14 protein-coding genes, 1 tRNA gene and 1 pseudogene are annotated in these 20495 nt (G+C 43.8%); 8 read left to right on the top strand and 8 right to left on the bottom strand.

All coding sequences use genetic code 11. The annotated features are described in order from the left end of the window. Window positions 1-8 precede the first annotated feature (8 nt). Together KDW03_RS04185 and KDW03_RS04190 are read right to left on the bottom strand one after the other, a co-directional pair. On the bottom strand, window positions 9-2606 hold the full coding sequence (locus KDW03_RS04185) for a hypothetical protein (protein WP_271436144.1): 2598 nt from the start codon (window positions 2604-2606) through the stop codon (window positions 9-11). 3 nt (window positions 2607-2609) lie between these two features. Next, complete coding sequence (locus tag KDW03_RS04190) at window positions 2610-2873, bottom strand: hypothetical protein (protein ID WP_271436145.1); 264 nt, start codon at window positions 2871-2873, stop codon at window positions 2610-2612. 199 nt (window positions 2874-3072) lie between these two features. Here KDW03_RS04190 and KDW03_RS04195 point away from each other — a divergent pair, with 199 nt between their 5' ends. Next, window positions 3073-4296 (top strand): integrase catalytic domain-containing protein, encoded by a 1224-nt coding sequence (locus tag KDW03_RS04195; protein WP_271436146.1) that lies wholly within the window; start codon window positions 3073-3075, stop codon window positions 4294-4296. A gap of 132 nt (window positions 4297-4428) precedes the next feature. Here KDW03_RS04195 and KDW03_RS04200 read toward each other — a convergent pair whose 3' ends face one another. Together KDW03_RS04200 and KDW03_RS04205 are read right to left on the bottom strand one after the other, a co-directional pair. Beyond that, entirely contained in the window at window positions 4429-4668 is a 240-nt protein-coding gene (locus tag KDW03_RS04200; RefSeq protein ID WP_271436147.1) for a hypothetical protein, read from the bottom strand. A gap of 130 nt (window positions 4669-4798) precedes the next feature. Further along, the gene (locus KDW03_RS04205; RefSeq protein WP_271436148.1) at window positions 4799-5593 is read right to left on the bottom strand and encodes a helix-turn-helix domain-containing protein; all 795 of its coding nucleotides are present in this window, start codon (window positions 5591-5593) and stop codon (window positions 4799-4801) included. Between the two features lie 335 nt (window positions 5594-5928). Here KDW03_RS04205 and KDW03_RS04210 point away from each other — a divergent pair. The 6 genes and pseudogenes from KDW03_RS04210 (at window position 5929) to KDW03_RS04235 (ending at window position 15629) form a co-directional block, all read left to right on the top strand. After that, window positions 5929-7082, top strand: a pseudogene (locus KDW03_RS04210) (integrase catalytic domain-containing protein). A gap of 1596 nt (window positions 7083-8678) precedes the next feature. Then, complete coding sequence (locus tag KDW03_RS04215; protein WP_271436149.1) at window positions 8679-9086, top strand: hypothetical protein; 408 nt, start codon at window positions 8679-8681, stop codon at window positions 9084-9086. 85 nt (window positions 9087-9171) lie between these two features. Further along, window positions 9172-9486, top strand: coding sequence for a LamG domain-containing protein (locus KDW03_RS04220; protein ID WP_271436150.1), 315 nt, complete (start codon window positions 9172-9174; stop codon window positions 9484-9486). A 223-nt stretch (window positions 9487-9709) separates the two neighbouring features. Beyond that, window positions 9710-12937, top strand: coding sequence for a chromosome segregation SMC family protein (locus KDW03_RS04225; RefSeq protein WP_271436151.1), 3228 nt, complete (start codon window positions 9710-9712; stop codon window positions 12935-12937). After that, window positions 12934-13692, top strand: a complete 759-nt coding sequence (locus tag KDW03_RS04230) for a PHP domain-containing protein (RefSeq protein ID WP_271436152.1) — start codon at window positions 12934-12936, stop codon at window positions 13690-13692. The genes KDW03_RS04225 and KDW03_RS04230 overlap by 4 nt, the downstream gene beginning before the upstream one ends. A gap of 2 nt (window positions 13693-13694) precedes the next feature. Next, window positions 13695-15629 carry a putative glycoside hydrolase gene (locus tag KDW03_RS04235; protein ID WP_271436153.1) on the top strand — a complete coding sequence of 645 codons (1935 nt, stop codon included), beginning with the start codon at window positions 13695-13697 and terminating at the stop codon, window positions 15627-15629. A gap of 22 nt (window positions 15630-15651) precedes the next feature. Here the strand turns inward: KDW03_RS04235 and KDW03_RS04240 are convergent, their stop codons facing one another. Both KDW03_RS04240 and KDW03_RS04245 read right to left on the bottom strand, forming a co-directional pair. Next, window positions 15652-17343: a FecR domain-containing protein gene (locus KDW03_RS04240; protein WP_271436154.1), complete on the bottom strand. Its 1692-nt coding sequence runs from the start codon at window positions 17341-17343 to the stop codon at window positions 15652-15654. Continuing rightward, entirely contained in the window at window positions 17330-17953 is a 624-nt protein-coding gene (locus tag KDW03_RS04245; RefSeq protein ID WP_271436155.1) for an RNA polymerase sigma factor, read from the bottom strand. Before KDW03_RS04245 ends, KDW03_RS04240 begins: the two co-directional genes overlap by 14 nt. Before the next feature lie 190 nt (window positions 17954-18143). Between KDW03_RS04245 and KDW03_RS04250 the strand changes: the two genes are divergently transcribed. Continuing rightward, window positions 18144-18216 (top strand) — tRNA-Thr (locus KDW03_RS04250). Here the strand turns inward: KDW03_RS04250 and KDW03_RS04255 are convergent. Next, a complete protein-coding gene (locus KDW03_RS04255; RefSeq protein WP_408648342.1) occupies window positions 18190-19290 on the bottom strand; it encodes a coproporphyrinogen-III oxidase family protein in 1101 nt (366 codons plus the stop codon). The two genes, KDW03_RS04250 and KDW03_RS04255, sit on opposite strands and share 27 nt — an antisense overlap. Window positions 19291-19331: 41 nt before the next feature. After that, window positions 19332-20477, bottom strand: coding sequence for an MGDG synthase family glycosyltransferase (locus tag KDW03_RS04260; protein ID WP_271436157.1), 1146 nt, complete (start codon window positions 20475-20477; stop codon window positions 19332-19334). Window positions 20478-20495 lie beyond the last annotated feature (18 nt).

The raw sequence follows: 20495 nt of genomic DNA on the forward strand, positions 1-20495 counted from the left end.
TGTTCTTATCACTGAGTGAGCAAAAAATAATATCCTACAGCACCGTAATCATATACTTTTTGGCCATTCTCAACTCTGGAAAACAGCTGCATGAAGCGGTCGTAGTCGGGGCTGTAGATGACCTGACAGCCCTCGGAGGCGTTCCAGCTGTCCATCGTTCCCAGGTGAACTCGCACTCCGTCCAGATAGGCAGGGTTCCTCTGTGGATAGGCTGGATTGACTCCTCCCTCAGCAGGAATCTTTCCACCACCATTGAGTATGAGAGAAAACTCTTTTGTCCACTTCTGGCCTGGCCATTTGACTACCCCTGCCTCGTAGAGACCGGGCGCTATGGTACCATAGTGAAGCTTTCCATCATAACCGATGGGAATTTTTTTCAAATCTGGGAACTTATTTTGGCGAAGCTTGGCAAACTCATCTTTCTCTATAGATTGCCACTGGTTTTTTTCTTTCTTGTAATACCCCAACTGATATCTTGTGGGATCCAGGGATGCCCTGTTGAATTCCACTATCCTCCCATTCTTGATCACCGTGATGCGGTCGTTGTAAATGTCGTACCCTTCATTACCGTTTTTCTCAAAGTCTGTGTTATCCTTGTTCAGCTTTGAGGTATATCCTACCGCTGTTCCCTTTCCCATGCCTTCCTCTCCTAATATGAGGAAGCTTTTGCCATTAAGCAGGGCTTCAATGGTGTATTCTCCCGATAGCTTGTTTACCCAGGCATCCTGAAAACCATTCTCCTTTGTGAGATTTTCTCGTCCACCCCAGTGGGTCTCTATCTGATCCCTTTCTCCCATCAGCCTATCTCTAACCCTCTCTAACCTTTCTTTTGCTTTGCCTTTTGCTGTTTCCAGTTGTTTCTCTATCTCCTCCAGCCTCTTGTCTATCTCTTCCAGTCGTTGCCCATCTCTTTCAAATCTTTGCTTTTCCATTTGATAGCCTCTTAATTTCATGAAATATTCGTATTCCTCTCCCACTTTGCTGAGTTTTCCATCCCTATCATAGAGATTCGTCTCGGTGATATTCCCGTTCTGAGATGCTCTCACCAGTTTGTTGGTAAACACATCTACAAATTCTGCCCGGCAGGAGGCACCATCAATAACATCTTTCCCTCCATACATTTCCATGGCTTTGTTTGTTGCTTCTTCCAGTCGTTTATGCCCGACCTCATAAAGCTCTTTCGCAGAAAGTTTACTCAAATCTTTTTCGTCTCCCAAGAAAATTCCTGCCTGGTTTAGCATATCCTTGAGTTTGCCTTCTTTGACAAGTTCGCGTACCTTCAAATCTACGGCATGTTTCATCGCGTCTTGTTTACACATCTCTTCATAATCACGATTAACTACCTCGGCATATCCAGATAAATCTTTGACATCACGACTAGGATTGTCTCCAAAAACTTGTCTATAATACCCTCGAGCTTTTTGCATCTTCCAATCATACTCCGCCTGTTTCAATGCCTTCTCGCCATACTCGTTTATTGGCTTCTTCCCCCCATCCTTCCCCCACTGTTTGCGCGCATTCTCCCAGGCCTGGTTGTAGACCTCGCTATTCACACGCTGGCGGGGCGCACCTCCACTTGAGCCCTGGCTCTTGTTTCCACCAAACAGGTTGTTGACTGCACTGGATGCTTGCTGGGCAATGTATGCCGCCGCTGTGCTCGCTGCCTGGACCATGCCGCTAACGGCACTTCCCACGGCGCTGGTAATACTCTGCCACCAGCTCTTTTTCTCTGAGGAGTTGTCTCCGCTCGGAGACGATGAAGGAGATGAAGAACCACTACTTCCTGAAGGAGAGGAATTACTCCCTGACGGGGAGGAAGCCGAGGATGAGGTGGAATCTGCCCCCTGGACATTTCTCCTCCCCTCACTATCCTCTCCCTCCTGGAGCATCTCCAGCGCCTCACGAAAATCCTCAGGCACAAGCTCCGCTCGCCTCTGCTGAATAAGCTTAAGACTCTCGTTGATATCCCTCACCTGGGCTTCGAGCTCGTTTTTCTCCCGCTCGGCCTGTTCTCTCTTTTGTTTCGCCTCCTCGTAGGCCTGGCGGGCACCCTCTTCAGCCTGTCTCGCCTTCTCAAGCTCGCTCTGGAGATTTCTCCGTTCCTCTTCGGTGAGACCGGCCTCGCCCAGCCTTAGTTCAAGCGCCTGTCGCTCGGCCCGCGCTTTCTCATAGGCCTCAAGTTTCTGCCCCTCAGATAGAAGTTTCTGTTCGTAGTTTTCCTGGGCTCTGGCGAGCTGTTTTTCCAGCTCCTCTCGGCGACGGACAAGCTCCTGCTGCCGCTGGGAAAGCTCGCGGCGTTCTTGTTGTCGTCTTGATTTCCGCTCTTCCTTCTCCACAATCAGCACAAAACCTGCTAGCGGGCTATACGGGCTCACAGGAAGGGGTGTTTTCCACGGAAAACTGTCAAGAGGTGTTTTTTTGTCCGTTTTTTCGGTGGTGGTCTCTGTCTCCGCATAAGCGAGGGTACGACTTTTCTCCCCTTCGGTAAATACTGATTTGAAAGCGTTGACAACATCCTGGATGGTGAGAGTTTTACCCCTGGCGAGTCTTCTCACCTCGGTGGGGTCTTCGTATCCCTCAACGCTCTTGAGCTGGTGATATCCCACCGCCTAATAAAGGGAGCGTCTGGCTTCCATCTCTGCCTGCCAGAGGGCTCTGGTCACACTCCCTGAGGACGACTGAAGATACGACGGCTGATGACACACATGTGAAAAACTCTGGGCAGGTTCCGTAACAGGGCTTCTCTCAGAAAAAACGCTCCAGGATTGCCCATACATCGGTAGGACGGACATCATCCCGCATAACACACTACCGGTCACCACAAACTTTCTCACACCACGCTTGAGTGCTTCTTCATACTCTTTGTGAGTCACACGCACCTCCACGTCTTTTCTTATTCTTTTGTGTTTTTTCGGCTGTATTATACCTCAAAATGAGCGTTTTGTCAATGGGCCGAATTGCTTCATAATAAAAGTACTCGAAAAGGGAACGTTGCTTCAAAATAAAAAAGTACTTTAAATTTGTGTAAAATAATCCAGTTCAAAGAACTGGAGGTAAAAGGTGGAATTAGCGATGTTTGAAAGGAGACCTATTTACAGGGAAACGGCGAAAGAGTATCAAAAAGCCAGCAAAAAGGAGAAAAAGGAGATACTGGATTATTTTGTGAGGATAACAGGCCTAAAAAATCGAAACTATGCCGCCAGGCTCTTGAGGCAGCACGGAAAAACCATCTATGTAGGCAAGAAAAATTACCTTAAAGCCGACATAGCCAAGAAGGGCAAAAGACCTGGCAGAAAGAAAAAATTCGGCGAAGAGGAACTAAAACTTCTAAAAAAGGTCTGGGAAATTGAAAACTACATGTGTGGCAAACGTTTAAAGCCAATTTTAAATGAAGTTTTAGATAATCTCTTAGCAAACGGACATCTCCACGGTTCTCCACAGGCTATAGAAAACTTGCGCCATATAAGTGCCTCAAGTATTGACCGACTTTTGAAGCATGAGCGTAAAAAGCTTGAGATAAAAGGACGAAAAGGTACAAAGCCTGGAACGCTATTAAAGCAACAAATAGCTATACGCACGTGGGCAGAGTGGGATGAAAATTGCCCTGGGTTCATGGAGATTGATCTGGTTGCCCATGAGGGAGGAAATAGCCGGGGAGATTTTGCTCAAACATTAAATATGGTGGATGTTTGGAGCGGTTGGACAGAACTTGTGGCAATCAAAAACAAGGCTTCAAAATGGGTAAGAGAAGCCATAGAAAAAGTCCAAAGAAGACTTCCTTTTGATTTACGGGGAATTGATTCTGATACCGGTGCTGAATTTATTAATCATCCTCTGCGTGATTGGTGTGAGAAGAACCAGATAAAATTTACAAGAGGAAGAAGCTCCCGTTCCAATGATAACTGCTACGTTGAGCAGAAAAACTATTCCATAGTCCGCCAGAATGTTGGATACTTCCGCTACGATACCGAGGAAGAAGTCTACTACTTGAACCGACTCTATGCGTATCTCAGGCTTTATGCCAACTTTTTTCAACCGGTTATGAAAATGACAGAGAAAAAGAGAATCGGAAGCAAGGTGCAAAAGAAGCATGATGATATTAAAACTCCCTACCAGCGGCTTTTAGAAAGCTCTTATGTAAGTGAGGCACAAAAGGAACGCCTAACAAGGCTTTATAAGGCTCGATTTGTTTCACCTAAGACAAAAATTACAGCTTGCCAGAGAAAACTTTTCAGCCTTCAAAAGAAAAAGAATGTAAAAAACAAAAATTTGGAGGAAACTGTATGGAATTTTTGAGTACTTTTTTTTATGAGGCAATGATTCGAATTTCGAGTACTTTTTTATTTGACGCAACGGGGAGATCGAATTGCTTCATCTGTCAAATAAATTAAAATGTCACCTTTTTATTGAAATAGAAATGTCACTTTTTTATGCCGAAACTCTACGACCATAATCATCTATTTCAAAAAGTTCAATTCGATATTTTCTTAAAAATATGTATACCTCCATCAAGCCAGGTTTTAAGATAACATTGTCCCCGGGTTTTATGGCTATAGGTTGTTTCTTTTCAATCTGGTATATTCTTTTAGAAAACTTTATTGTATAATCTCTATAGACTTTGCACTCGGCCGTATAACAAACATAGTTCCTTAAGTCCTGATCAGGCATTAATGCAATATGAAAATCTTCATCCGACAGAGGTTTTACTAAATTTTCGGTTATTCTTTTCCCAGTAATATTCTTTCAAAAACGATTGGCACTGTCAATATCCTTTATGTTTTTAGTTTCATTTCTGCTATTAACCTGTCCTGATGGATCCCATTCCATCTCTCGATCCTTTTGCCTGGGGACTATGGGCATATATCATTTCTATCCCCAGCCTATGGCAGACCTCTCCAAACTTTGTTAGAGGCAATTTCCCTGCAAGCTGTTCTTCTATGGTCGCTTCCCGTTTCGTATAGAACAGGCTTTTATAATCACAATAGATCGAATAAGGAATACCGTATTTCATTATCCAGTCAAACAAACATTGCAGCGCTACTTGTGTCGTTTCTCCTGTGTCGAAAAGACCGTAAGATGTGCCTGTAGCATCATCCACCATATTCATCAGACAGACTTCTTTGCCTGTCCCAAACCAGTCGTGAATGCTGCCGTCCATTTGAATCATTTCTCCAAAATGCTCTTTTCTCGGCCTTCTGGTACGGTGTTTCGCAGTTTTTCTTATTTTCTTCCACAATCCTGTTTCCATCATCCATAAACGAAGCGTTGATGCTCCTATTTTTATATGATGTTCCTCATAAAGCTTTTCAGCTATAAATGTCGGCTTAAAACCTTTATAATTATTCCGTACTATCTGCATAATTTTCTCTTTGATATCACTGCTAATTCTGTGATTCCCCGGTTTGCCTATTAATTTGTGATTGAGGGCTTCATCACCCTTTGATAAATATTCTTTAAAAATTCGAATAAGTTGCCTTCTGCAAATCCCCAGTATTATTGCAGCATCTTTCTGCTTGATTTTCTTGTTCTTTACCATCTCCAGTATTTTTGCCCTCTTCTGTGCTTTAAGTGTCATCGTTATCACCTCTCTCATCTGCAACCTCTCGTTTTTTTAGTTGCAGTATTTTAAAAGGTGACATTTCTATTTGCACAAAGTGTGACATTTTAAATTGTTTTCGACAGAGATCGAATTGCTTCATAATAAAAGTACTCGAAAAGGGAACGTTGCTTCAAAATAAAAAAGTACTTTAAATTTGTGTAAAATAATCCAGTTCATGGCTCGACAAGCTCGCCAACCGTGGCTCGACAAGCTCGCCAACCGGAATTGGGGTAGCGATGTTTGAAAGGAGACCTATTTACAGGGAAACGGCGAAATGATATGCTGAGCTTGTCGAAGCAGAGTATCAAAAAGCCAGCAAAAAGGAAAAAATGGAGATACTGGATTACTTTGTGAGGATAACAGGCCTAAAAAATCGAAACTATGCCGCCAGGCTCTTGAGGCAGCACGGAAAAACCATCTATGTAGGCAAAAAAAATTACCTTAAAGCCGATATAGCCAAAAAGGGCAAAAGACCTGGCAGAAAGAAAAAATTCGGCGAAAAAGAACTAAAAATGCTAAAACAGGTCTGGGAAATTGAAAACTACATGTGTGGCAAACGCTTAAAGCCGATTCTCAATGAAGTTTTAGATAATCTCTTAGCAAACGGGCATCTCCACGGTTCTCCACAGGCTATAGAAAACTTACGCCATATAAGTGCTTCAAGTATTGACCGACTTTTGAAACATGAGCGTAAAAAGCTTGAGATAAAAGGACGAAAAGGTACAAAGCCTGGAACGCTATTAAAGCAACAAATAGCTATACGCACGTGGGCAGAGTGGGATGAAAATTGCCCTGGTTTTATGGAGATTGATCTGGTTGCCCATGAGGGAGGAAATAGCCGGGGAGATTTTGCTCAAACATTAAATATGGTGGATGTTTGGAGCGGTTGGACAGAGCTTGTGGCAATCAAAAACAAGGCTTCAAAATGGGTAAGAGAAGCCATAGAAAAAAGTCAAAGAAGACTTCCTTTTTGATTTACGAAATTGATTCTGATGCGGTGCTGAATTTATTAATCATCCTCTGCGTGATTGGTGTGAGAAGCACCAGATAAAATTTACAAGGGAAGAAGCTCCCGTTCCAATGATAACTGCTACGTTGAGCAGAAAAACTATTCCATAGGATTCGCCAGAATGTTGGATACTTCCGCTACGATACCGAGGAAGAAGTCTACTACTTGAACCGACTCTATGCGTATCTCAGGCTTTATGCCAACTTTTTCAACCGGTTATGAAAATGACAGAGAAAAAGAGAATCAAGCAAGGTGCAAAAGAAGCATGATGATATTAAAACTCCCTACCAACGGCTTTTAGAAAGCTCTTATGTAAGTGAGGCACAAAAGGAACGCCTAACAAGGCTTTATAAGGCTCTCGATTTGTTTCACCTAAGACAAAAAATTACGGCTTGCCAGAGAAAACTTTTCAGCCTTCAAAAGAAAAAGAATGTAAAAAACAAAAATTTGGAGGAAACTGTATGGAATTTTTGAGTACTTTTTTTTATGAGGCAATGATTCGAATTTCGAGTACTTTTTTATTTGACGCAACGGGTCAAAATGGGGTACAATCCATTTGCTCTCATCATCAAGCGTCATTTCTTCCTGCTCAACATCAACCTCCCACTGCTGGCTAGCTCGTGGCAAAAACATCCTGAGGTAAACTGTCTCAAAAAAGTTTTTTATCATTGGAAGGGGGGAAAACGTGCTGTTCCTTGTTGCAGTGTAGCAACTGTCCTTTTGCTCTTACTCTGTTGCAGTGGAAATATGAGAATAGGGAGGCTATTACCCTGTCGCAGTACAACGTAAAGGGCCTTTCTTTTTCCCTTGTGACGGGGAAAACCTAGCTATTACCTTTTTGCAGTAAGAGTCAAAAAAACAAAAGCTCTTCCTTTATCACAGGAAAAAACTTGCTCTTCCCTTATTGCAGTATGGACCATGGGGGAAAAGCTATTACCTTATCGCAGGAAAAAGGGAGAATATCTGAGCTCTTCCCATATTACAGTGGGGATGAAATGCTCATGAGACCTTCCCTGTTGTAGTACAAAAACTCCAGCTATTCCCATATTACAGGAAATATCTTACACCTGAGGGCTATTTCGTTGTTGCAGTGGAAACCGAGGGAGAGAGCTATTCCCTTATCACAGTTTTAAACTCTGTGCTCACACTGCAAAAGGTAAGAGCGTATGTCGAAAACTCTAGGTTAAACGTTTAACTGCCTTTTTTATTTCATTGCGGAGGATTGAGATTTGCTCTTTCCTTATTTCCAGTGAAGGGGTAAGCCTGTTCTTTCCTTATCGTAGTTGAGGGGAAAAGAATTTATGCTCTTACCCTCTCGCGTGTAAAAAAAGGGTGGTGCTCTTCCCTTTTTGCAGTCAAAACCAGAAAACTTTTTACCCTTTTGTAGCCAGCTTTCCCCTCGCTGTTACCCTGTTGCCGTTGTTCCTCTTGCGTAGGTTATTCCCTTTTTACAGTCATTTCCCACCTCAAAACTGCAACAAAGAAAGAGCACTACGGATTTTTGCAAGACAAAGGTGTTCTTCCCCTATTACTGCCACTTTCTCCCACAATCTAACTGCAACAAAGTAATAGCAATTTCTTCCCCCTGGGATAGGGTAATAGCCCCCTCGCCACTGCAACAAAGAAAGAACCCCCTTCTCACCCCATTGGTTGCATCCCCCCTCTCTTGACAAAAGAAAAAAATCCTTATAATAGCACTATAAAAAATACCTATCCAAAAGACAATCAATCTCCAGAAAGAAAAGGAGGGAAGAATGAAATGGTGGCTAGGGATAGGTATTCTCCTCAGTTCTCTCGTAGGATGCATCTCAAGCAAGACATCAACTGACGAGGCGACATTAGGCTCTGGCGAAAAAGCCACGATACGTGTAGAATTATCTATTGAAAACAATCAAGACAGACCCCCATCTCGATCATCAAACGTGATTGAGGTTGAATCGCTTCGTATTGCAGGGGCTCACATTGCCCTGAGCAATTCTTTTGGTTGGAGAGAGGCGCGTGTCTGGCGCCGTGATAAGCCACAAGTATTCACTTTCGAGCCCCCTCGAGGGGGAATATACACCCTGACAGATGCCGCGTGGGATTCTGCAGGTCATACACACCGCAACAGCCGTTATCCGCGTAGAAGGGGGCAAGAACTATCGCACCCGTGTGGTTCTCGGGGGTTTTATTGACCTCGAAGAGGAAAGACCGAAGAAACTTATCTTTTACTCTTCTTTTGACAATCTCGAAAGCGCTCTTTCCCCTGCCGTTGGACCCAGAGGATACGCAAAAAGCAGAGATCTCTCTTTTGTTCCCGGCAAGGTTGGCAACGGCTACTATGCCCCCTATAACGTGGATTTTGGGATAGTGTATTCCAATTTTGTTCTCCCCTCCAAAGAAGGGTGTATCGAATTCTGGGCGAAGCTTGTGGATCCGCCGGTATATCTCCCAGAGGGGAGCTCCAATCTTCGTACAAATAGGAGAAGGAAAATATGAGTATCGCGTAGTTTTCTGTCTCAACGATGGCGTAGGGGGTACTGGACTTTGTGGAAATGTGCATACAAGTGGTGAGGAATTGCCTATGGTGACACTGGCAACTGGTGGTATGCGATGTGGTATACAATATAGCGATATTCTTTCCTCAAGGGTAACGAATTGGAATCACTATGCCCTCGTGTGGAAAAGCGAGGGCTTCGAGGATGGCAAAAAGGCGCGACTTTATTTAAATGGGCATGTAGTTCCTTCTTTGTGGTATCGAGATACCTTCGAATCCGAAGAGATCCCCGGGTTTACCAATGCGGTGATTCAGATTTTACACAATGTAAACTCGGAAGGAGGGGTGATTATCGATGAACTGAAGATATGGAACTACCCCAAGACAAATTTCTCTCTCTAAAGGTAAAAAGTTCTGTAGTGGAGTATTCTACCCGAATGCTCCACCATTTTTTTTGTATTTTTATAAGGGGACCCCCCTCTCATGAGAAAAAATAATTCCTCGTTATTCTTTCCTTCCTAAAAAGTGTTCTTGTGCGTGGTGTGGTACTACCGAAGACGTCTCAAAACTTGCCAAGATACAAAAACCATACTATAATAAAAGCCTCAAAAATCAAGGAGTACTCATGGCACGGTATCTCAAGACCATTGAACTTGATGGATTTAAGTCTTTTGGAGTAAAAACCGCAATCGAATGTGTCGACGGTATAACGGGTATTGTAGGAGCAAACGGGTCGGGAAAATCCAACGTTATTGAGGCTATCAAATGGGTGTTAGGCGAACAAAGCGCCAAAAGTCTCCGTGGCGAAAAGATGGAAGATATTATCTTCAACGGTACCCACAGTCGTTCTCCAAAAAGCATGGCTGAAGTTACACTTACCTTTGATAACACAAATAAATGGCTCCCCCTTGACTTTGAAGAAGTCAGTATAGGCCGGAGAATCTTTCGTTCAGGCGAAGGGCAATACTTCATCAACAAAAGCCGCGTGCGACTCAAGGATGTTGTCGAGCTTTTTCTTGATACAGGTATTGGAAGAGATAGCTATGCCATCTTTGAACAGGGGAAAATAGACCGCCTTCTCTCAGAAAGCCCGGAGGAAAGACGCTATCTTTTTGAAGAATTTGCCGGCATCTCCAAGTTTAAATTCAGACGAGAAGAAGCAGAAAAAAAACTCGAGGCAGCTCAAGCAAATCTTGCCCGTGTTCAGGATATCATTATCGAACTTGAAAAAGATTGTGTAAAACTTGAGAAACAGGCCGAAAATGCAGCGCTCTACAATACCCTCAAACAAGAGCTCATGCAGGGCGAAATTCTTTTTGAAGTTCTCCGTATCCAGAACATGCAACAAGAAATTTTAGCAAAAACTCAGGAAAAACAAAAAATCGAGTCTCAGATCTTTCAAAAACAAGAAAAACTTACAGAATACGAAGAGGCTCTCCTCACGCTGGATAACGACCTCATGGACAAAGAGAAAAAACAAAATGAATGGCGTGAAATCATCACTTCCCTGGAAAAAACCCATTCCGCCTACCAGACAGAGATAAAATCCAGCAGAGAAAGAAAAATACTTCTCGAGAAACAGCTCGAAAGCCTTGTTCAAAGACTCAAGGAAGGAGAGGGTCGCGAGATAGCTCTCCGTGAAGAGTATGAGAGAAAACAACAGAGTCTGGTAGAGATTGAGGAGCTTCGGGATATCGCCAGAGAAAAACTTACCACCATCCAGACAGAAATTGACAGAATTCGTGAGAGTATGCGCCTTTTAGATCAGCAACTTCTCCAGAAATCTCGAGAACTGGGATTCTCCCAGATTGTCACCCGCGACCACGTAGATAGATTAAACAAAGAAATCTTTTCTCTTGATGCCCAGCAAGAAAACACCCAGAGGAAACTCGAAGAGCTTTTCAGACAAAAACAAGCCTTTGAAGCAGAAACAAGCACAAAACGAGAACTTCTTGAGGAGCTTATTCAGAAACGCAAGAAACTGGAGACTGAGGTTCAGGACATCTCAGCCCAGATCCAGCAAAACCTCAAAGAAGAAAACGGCCTCAAAAAGGAAAATCAGAGCCTGCTTCAAAGCATCCAGAATCTTCAACAAAAACTCAAAAGTGTAGACAAAATCATCATCGAATCTCTTGAAAAACAGGCCCAGGAAATAAAAGCCTTTTCTCAAAAGAAACCTTTCTTAGAAGCAAATCTTCGTGAACTCTTTTCCAGAATAGAACAAGCCATTACAGACTCCGATCTCTCTATCGTAGCCCAGTTACTCAAACAACTTCAAAACCTTTTTCAAGAGATCCAATCATCCTATGAAGAAATCCTGGCTATCCTCTACAGTGAGGAAGGAACCTATACCCAGAAGGAACGTATTCAACAAAACATTGAAGAGATCACCCAGGTGATAGAAGACAACCGTCAGAAGATAGAACTCCTTCAGGAACGCCTTCGCGAACTTCAGACATTGAGAGAAAACACTCAGGCTTCGTATTCTCGTGTTGACTATGAAACTCAAAGCCTCGAAGAAGAGATAAAAAAAATCGAAAATCAGCAAAATAGTATCGAAGAGGCTTATGCCCAGACCCAAAATGCTTTTAATCTTCTTCGAGACCGCATCCTTGAAAAACAGGAGCAACTTGAAAAACTCATCCAGCTCATCGAAGACTACGAACATGAAGTCGCTGAGAGAAAGATAACCCTCAATCGCCTCCTGGATGAACTTAACAATCAGCGTGTGGAAACCGTTCGCGTGGAAGAACAGTACAAGTCGCTTTCTACCGAGCTTCAGCGTATCAAGCTTCAGCTTGAAGACATCCAAAAAACGCGTACAAACTATACAAAAGACCTCGAAAATTCCCTGGCAGTTATAGAAGAACTCGATCACAAGATCGACGAAGCAGAAGAAAAACTCACCGCCATCACAGCAGAGTTAGAAAAGGCTCGCAACACAGTGGCGGAGATACGTTCGCAGGTGGAAGCCCTCCTGAAAGAGAGAAAAACACTCGAGTCCCTCAGAAGAGACCTCGAACAGGAGATCACTCATCTAGAGAAACGTCTGGGTGGAATGGAAAACGCCATCCAGGAGCGCCAGACAGTGCAGCAAAACATCATCAAAAATCTCGAAGAAAATTACCACTGTCACTATACCGATATCCATCCCCCCGAAGGGGTTACTATCGAAAATCTTCACGAAAAAATTGTGGACATAAAAAAGCAAATAGATGCCCTCGGAAATGTCAATCTCCTTGCCATCGATGAGTTTCGTAACGCAAAAGAGCGGCTTGAATTTCTCCAGAGAGAGCGTCAGGACAGTGAAAAAGCCATGCAAGATATTATTCATGTGATTGAAGAAACAAACGAAAAGTCCAAAGAGCTGTTTCTTTCCTCTTTTGAAGATATCCGTAAATCTTTCCGCAAGGTTTTTGCTCGTATGTTTGATGGAGGACGAGCTGACCTCATTTTAGTCGATGAAAACGATGTCCTCAATTCCGGTATCAATATCATGGCAGAGCCCCCGGGAAAAAAATTTCAAGCTATATCACTGCTCTCCGGTGGTGAGCGAGCCTTGGTTGCTATCTCCGTGATCTTTGCAATCCTTCATCTTAAACCCACACCTTTTGTGGTTCTTGACGAAATGGACGCCCCCCTCGACGACGACAACATCGAACGTTTCAAACGGCTTCTCCTTGAATTCAAAGAGGTCTCCCAGTTTATCATCGTCTCACACTCCAAATCCACGTTGGAGATCTGTGATGCCCTCTACGGCGTCACAATGGAAGAACAGGGCGTTTCCAAGGTAGTAAGTGTGGCTTTTGATGAGGCTGCCTCTCTTCTTGTTCGTCCGGAGGAAACCGAGTGATTCTTGCTGATTGCCATATTCATAGTTTCTTCTCTTCGGATGCAAACCTCTCTATCGACGATATCACTCATAAAGCACGAGAACGCCATCTTGAGTTTTTTACCATAAGCGATCATTACGAAATCTGGTCCCATGAAGGGTATACCTTTCATCCCGAAGAACGATGCTTTTTTCTTTTAGAAAAGCAGAAACTTTTCCCGGGACTTTTGATTGGTGTTGAGATTGGAGAACCCCAGGAAAACCCCTCTCTTCTCCAAAAGTGGCAAAACCTTCCCTTTGATCTTTTTTTAGGCTCGATCCATGTGGTCAAAAACATGTTTGGTCCTCATAGTGAGGGAAACTTTCCCGATGAAGAAGTATACCGTGCGTATTTTTCTGAGGTGAAACGCATGGTAGAAACCACCGAGATTGATGCTGTGGCTCATCTCGATTTCCCACGGCGATATCTTGGTTCTTACTTTATCCCCTGGGAGATACTCGACGAGATTCTTACCATCATGATTGAACGTCAGATAGCCCTGGAAATCAACACATCTGCGTGGAGAAAAGGAATTTCCGCAAGTATGCCTGATGAGGCTATCCTGCGACGATACGCTGAACTTGGCGGAAAACGTATTCTCACCGGTTCGGATGCTCATCTGCTGGATGAGGTGGGCGATGGGATTGAACGGGCTTTTCATCTTGCCCGAGAGCTTGGACTAACCCCAGGGTTTTACCGTAAACACGAGTTCATACCCCTCGTAGAAAAGGAGTAGGCATGAAAAAAGTTTTTCTTCTGCTGGTTTTTCCTGTTTTTCTTTTTGCTGAGAGTTATATTGGTTCTTTTAGGGGATTTTTTCAATATAATGGCAAACGCTTTATACCCCTCTGGACGAATGGGGGGGTCTTTGAGATCCTTCCGTACCACGACGCTCTCGTTCTTCGAACAAGCCATGGGATCTTTCTTTACCATCCTCTCTCTCAAGAAATTCAGCCAAGAAACTCGGGACTGAAAAGTTGGCTCCTTCAGGAGGTAGAGAATGGCATGGCAAGCTGGCAAGAAGACAGAGAACCCCTTATGGACATAGCTATTGCTCCTGATAATCCTGAGGTATGGGTTGCCTGTTCGAAGAGCATGGTCTATCTCTCCACCAATGCCGGAAGAGCATGGGTATCTCTTGGTTCACCCACCTTCCGTGGTTGGCTCAGTGTAGCCGTCCAGGCTACGCCCATTCTCACCGTATGGGCTGGACATGCCTTAAACGGTATCTTTCGTTACCAGAAATCCTGGAAACGAGAGAGTGCAGGTCTTTTCTCCGATATCCTGTATAACGAAGAAATCTCCTCACTAGAAGTGGTTTCAACAGGACATCTCAAAGGAGTATGGGCAGTAAACAATTTTTTCCCCTTCCTGTATCGCTGGGAAACCAATCGATGGAAGCAACGGGCTGCTCTCTCATCTGACAGTGGGTATGCTGCCGGCCTTTCTTTCAACCAGAATATTCTCTCTCTTACCACAGACCACGGTATTTACCAATACGATGGGGAAAATCTCTCGCCCTCCCCCTTGCCGGAAGAAGTACAAGCGATCTGCTCCAATTTTTTACTCTATGCTGGTACCCCTGTTCAGGCACTCATCAAGGATGGAAAAGTATTTTCTGAGCTGTGGGCATACCAAAACACTATCCTTAACGAACGTCAGCAAAAAGCGAACAAAAAATATGCTCTTTACCTCTCGCCTCTCGTGTTGGCCAAACCTGGCCGATTTTATACCCTTACCAATCTCATAAAAGCGAAAGGTATTAACGCCTTTGTTATTGATATCAAGGATGACTGGGGGAATCTTCGTTTTTCTCCTCAAACTCCTCTTCTGCAGCAAACAGCCTCCGTACGTCCCCTCCCCCTTTCCAATATTCTCAGGTATGCCAAAAACAATAACATCTATCTTATTGCCCGCATCGTGCTTTTTCAGGATAGAAGAGTCTATAGCCTGAGTAATTATGCCTTTGCTGTTTGGGATGGAGAAAAAAACAAACCCTGGCAGGGGATAAAAAAAGAAAAAGAAACCATCAAAGAGATTCAGGAATACTGGGTGGATAGCTATCATCCCTTTGTCTGGGAATATAATCTGGCTATTGCCAGAGAAGCAATTCGACTGGGTTTTGATGAGATCCAGTTTGATTACGTGAGGTTCCCAACAGATGGAGAAAATTTGAAATCTGTTTTTTACCGTGCCAAAAAAACTGGCATGACCCCTGAGTCTCTCCTTTACTCTTTTTTGCGTCATATGCGTAAAAACCTTTCGGTACCGATCAGTATGGATATCTATGGGGCAAACGGATGGTACAGGACGAGTCTGAGAACCTATCAGGAGATCGATCTTCTCTCAGAGTTTATTGATGTCTTCTGTCCCATGTACTACCCTTCTCATTTCGATCAGAAATTTCTTGCCCATCCCCCAGCAGAAGAACGTCCTTACCGCATTTACTTCTATGGAACCAAGAGAAATTTCTGGCTCACCAGAGGTCGCTCTCTCATACGACCATATGTTCAGGCTTTTAAAATCGGGGTAAGCTACGATAGAGCGTATTATGGTGAATCGTACGTTCAAAAAGAAATAAAGGGAGTCCATCACGCTCATGGTTCAGGGTTTACCTTCTGGAACATGGAAGGAAACTACAGGATCCTCACAAACCTCAATCTTCGTCCTTAAAAGAGATTATTTTTAAAAGATATTATTTTTCCAGAACAACCAGACCACTTGTACCAATCCCGCCGACTTTGTTCTGGATAAAAGTAAGTTTTGATAGGCTTGGTTCTTTTATCAAAAGAGATATTTTTTTCTTCTCATTTTCTATTTTGAAAACAGATCCTTCATCTGTTAAAAAGTAAACAACCCCATTCTCTTTTAATGTATCTTTCACTTTTCCTGGAAAACTTAGGGAGCTTAGTACATCCCCCTCTTGCAAAGAAAGCAACTGAACCTCACTCCCGGTTGGAGTAGCGAGAATCACCACCACATTATCTCCTACAATATCCATCCACTGAAGGGTTTTGCCTAAAGATCTACTCCACACAAAATGCCCGTCCCGCACATCAACGGCAACGAGAATATTCCCCGCTCCTCCATACACATAGGCAATCTCCTCTCTTCCCCGAATAGGAGCCCCAACAAATTCTCTTACAAGTCTATGCGTCCAGAGGATATCTCGTTTTTTAAGACTGTAGGCTGCAATACTTCCTGGTTCATTTGCATAGATAATCACATCACTTTTTTCAAAATAGAAAGGTAAACTCTTGCGAAGGAAATCACTCTCTGCGGGGATCTTCCATGAGGAACCATCCCATAGGGAAATAAACATCCCCTCAGGCTGCATCAGGATCACGCCCCGGGAAGTAACAAGAGGCGGTGAGATTAGTCTTCCTTCTATTGGCCGGAGTTTAAAACTCACACGCCCCTCGTAAGACAAACGTACGATCACCCCTGTATGAGAGACGAGAACAATTCCGTCCTCAAGCAGAACGGGATCAAACCATCCCATCGCCCATGAAGAGAGATCGATGGTGAGTGCTTTTCCATTGTTTGCAATCTCAAGCTTTTCTCCCTCACGGAGAGTAACCTGATAACCCTTATACTCCTTATATGCCACAATAGAAACGATATTTGAAGAAAAGGTAATTGTCTTCTTTTCCGCTAAAAGCCCGGAACCAGAAACAGGCTTTTGTTTTGAAATCTCCCCTCCTTCTGACGATGGCGCAACAGGAGAAAAAACAGGATTCTGAGGTTTTTTCTCACCGAGAACAAGTTCTCTTCCTTCTTCAAGTACCAAAGAAGCACTTGGCGTTTCTCCCTGAAGCACATGATTTATCGTATATCCTTCAACACGAGGATAACACCATACCCTTCCTTCTTCAACATGAACTTTTGTTTCATTGGAGAAAACACTTACCCGGAAGATGGTACCAACCACCCGTATGTACATATGGGGAGTTTCGACAACATAACGCATACGAAGAGAGACTTTTTTCGGATAAAAAACCGCCTCTCCCTCCGAGAGAACAAAATGAATCACCTTCATATCATCATAAGAATACCGTGATACCCGCAACTTACTCCCTGATCTGGCATCAACTCGCCCCATCTGAGATATGAAACCATCTTGCTGAGGAAAAGAGGGAAGCAAAACGAATCTCCCCAAAAGAATACCCACAACAAGCACACTTGCCAGCGCCAACCCCCAGCGAAGAGTAACCGTCAGACCCCTCGCAGCTCGCAAGCGTGCCTGTCGCGTATTGGCGATGCGTATCTCACATCGCCGAACAAACTCTTGAAAGGGAGGTGGTACCACCTCCACAGAATCTCGATAAGAGAGAAGAAGCCTTTTCACCAAGGCTTCTTTCTCTCCCTGCCCCTTAAATCTCTTCATCGGTATCTCTCCCCAGTCGTTCTCTCACCCATTCAAGGGCCTGATCATACCGATTTCTTACTTGACGAGAGGTGATATTAAGTATCTTTGCAATTTCATCAAAACTCATGCCTTCGGCTCCATGCCAGAGCAAGACGGTACGGAGCTTTTCCGGCATTTCGTATAATATACCTTGAAAGGTATGCCAAAATTGAAATTTTTCAAAAGAATTTTCTGTTTTCTCGTCAATCATTTCTGTTTCTTTTCTGGCATCGTCAAAAGAGAGAAAACTCTCACGACTATTTTTCTTAAGATAATTTATAGTCAGGTTATACACGAGACGGAAAAACCACGCCTTAAAAGGGCGTGAACTATCGTAGCTCTTGCAGCGATAGTACAATCGGATAAAAACTTCCTGAGCAATATCATCGGCTTCATCACCACTAAGTCCATAATAGCGTACCAGTCGTACCACCTGGCTATAATAACGGGTGTATAATGCTTCAAGGTAGGGAAGTGCTTCCGGTGCAAACGTCTCCCCATCCTTGGCTGTCTGTTGCAAACCCTCCATGAGAGACTCATCGGAAAGTGTTTCAACACGAGACTTTTTATCTTTATTCAATTTTCTCACCTTCTCCTTGAGAAGATTTACCTAAATACTATACCATAAAACGTAAAAAAAAACAATTTTACGTAAGGTTTTTGGTAAACACAGAACAATAAAGCAGAAAAATGTATCCAAAGTTACGATCAAAAGGCATGTCAACTTTTTTCCAAAACTTGAAAAAATTTTTTTTTCATGGTATAATACATCTCCTTATGCCACCGTAGCTCAGTCGGTAGAGCAACTGATTCGTAATCAGTGGGTCAGCGGTTCAATCCCGCTCGGTGGCTTTTTTCTTTTTCAAGTGTATCCCATATTTTCAGGATAACGGTGTGAGCAACCATTCTCCCTTGAGGGGTGAGTACCAGCCGCCCATCTCGGATACGACAAAAATCGTGAAGAGCTTTAAGCTCTTCCTCAAGAAAAGCCTTCTCTCTTTGTGAAAATTCTGTCACGTCCACACCATCACTTGTACGAAGTCCCAGCATGATTTTTTCTCTCCGGGAGGTTTCTTCATCAAGGGTTTCCTTTGCTCCATAAGGAAACTCCCCTCGCTGGACAGCCTCTTCATACCCTGAGAGATGAATGGTATTCTGATAGCGCATTTTCTCCCAGGAAATCCATCCACTTGCTCCTATACCAAGACCAATGTAGGGTTCATGTTTCCAGTAAAGACTATTATGAAGGGCACGATTTTCTTTGCCCCGGGCAAAATTGGAGATCTCATACCACTCATACCACGTTGAAAGACTCTCAGCCAGTTCAAGATACTGGGAACTCTGAAAATCATCCTCGGGAGGCTGGATTTTGCCCGCTTTCCAAAGACCTGCAAGGGTACTTCCTTCCTCAAACGAAAGAAGATAGAGGGAAAGATGATCAGGGAGGTAGTGCTCTATCCAGCGCAAAAGCCTTTGGAGATCCAGTCCTGAAATACCCACAATAAAATCCACACTCACCCTGGCAAATCCTGCATGCACGGTCATCTCGTAAACCTCTGAAACAGGGAGAACCGGTCTTGAGAGGAACGAAAGGATCTCTGGTTGTACTGCCTGAAGCCCAAGACTGACCCTCGTAAATCCCATATCTCTCCAGGCCTTGAGTTTTTCTGGCGAAATATCTTCTGGATTCACCTCAATGGTACTTTCCAGCAAACGAAAAGAAAAAAGTCGCTCAAGCCCCTCCCACAATCTTCCAAGAGCCCCGGGAGAAAGAAGAGAGGGTGTACCCCCACCTATATAAAAAGTATCAAACGAGAGTTTCCCATACTTTTCTGCATAAAGCTTTGCTTCTCGAAGGACAAGGGATATATACTCCCTTTCCTTTTCAGGAGCAAAAGGAATACCACTCACAAAATGGCAGTACACACATCGTTTCCGACAAAAGGGAACATGAACGTAAAGCCCTGTCATGATCGTGAAAGGAGATCGTCCACCCAGAAGGCGATGCTATCCTTCCCCTCGCGAAGCTGTTGAACCAGAGGAATGGTCTCAATATTCTTCTGGTATTTTACGAGTGTATCGGTGGTAAGAATAGTCTCAAGAATCGAAAGAAAACTCACAAAATCGGGTGCCCACCAGCCCACATGATGTTTAAGGGCAAAGAGAAGATTTTTCCTTTCGGTCATATAAGTCGAATAATCAGTAGCAAGTAACGGTCTACCTAAAAGCAGCGATTCAAAGAGCACAGAGGGTCCTGCTTTGCCAATAACAACATCACTTACATGGATAAGCTCATGCATATTGTCCACGAACCCAAACACCCGAATAGGATAAGGAGAAGTCTCGGAAAGAGCCTTCAGCTTTTCCTGAAGGGAAACATTCCGACCACATACCACCAACCAGTTGAAAGGGAGTTTTTTTTCGATGATTTTAGGAAGAAAATCGTATGCCTTCCCTATCCCTTCTCCCCCATACACCACAAGAAGGGTAAGATATTGGGGATTGAGCTGATACCTTTGGATGAGTTCCTCCCGTGCAGGCAAAGGATTATAAAATTTGCGCTCAATAGGAAAGGGAACACGGACAATCTGAGAGGGTTTGACACCCCGTTTCAAAAGCCCTGTCTCTACCTCATCACTTGGTGCAAGCAGAAAATCTGCCCTCGGTTCGCACCACCACGAAAAAGGAGAAAAAGGATCGGTGATGGTCCCCACAACGGGACACGATATGCGTTTTTTCTTTTTGGCAATCGAAGCGATCGTGGTAGCAAAAAAATGCGTGGAAAGAATCATGTCAGGCTTTTGAGAGGCAAAATATTCTATGCCCTTTTTGAGAAGATCTGGCATAAAAAGCGGAAGATAAAACCTGGAAACAGGGTGAAAGAGCTCCATCATAGTCATAGAAAGGTCGGCTACCCATCGATGGGCTAACGAAAACCGCCAGTAGCGTCGTATAAACTCATGCTCCTTCATAGCCCCACACGCCTGAGAAAGCTCAACAATCTCTATGGTATACTTGCCAGGAAAACACGCTTCAATCCCATCTCGAATAGCCGAGGCAGTAGCAAGATGCCCGGCGCCAGCTTCAACAATAGGCATAAGGATCCTTTTCACAAACACCTCCTCTCTCTG

The sequence above is a fragment of the Thermospira aquatica genome, from assembly GCF_023525255.1.
GTDB classification, from domain to species: Bacteria; Spirochaetota; Brevinematia; order Brevinematales; family Thermospiraceae; genus Thermospira; species Thermospira aquatica.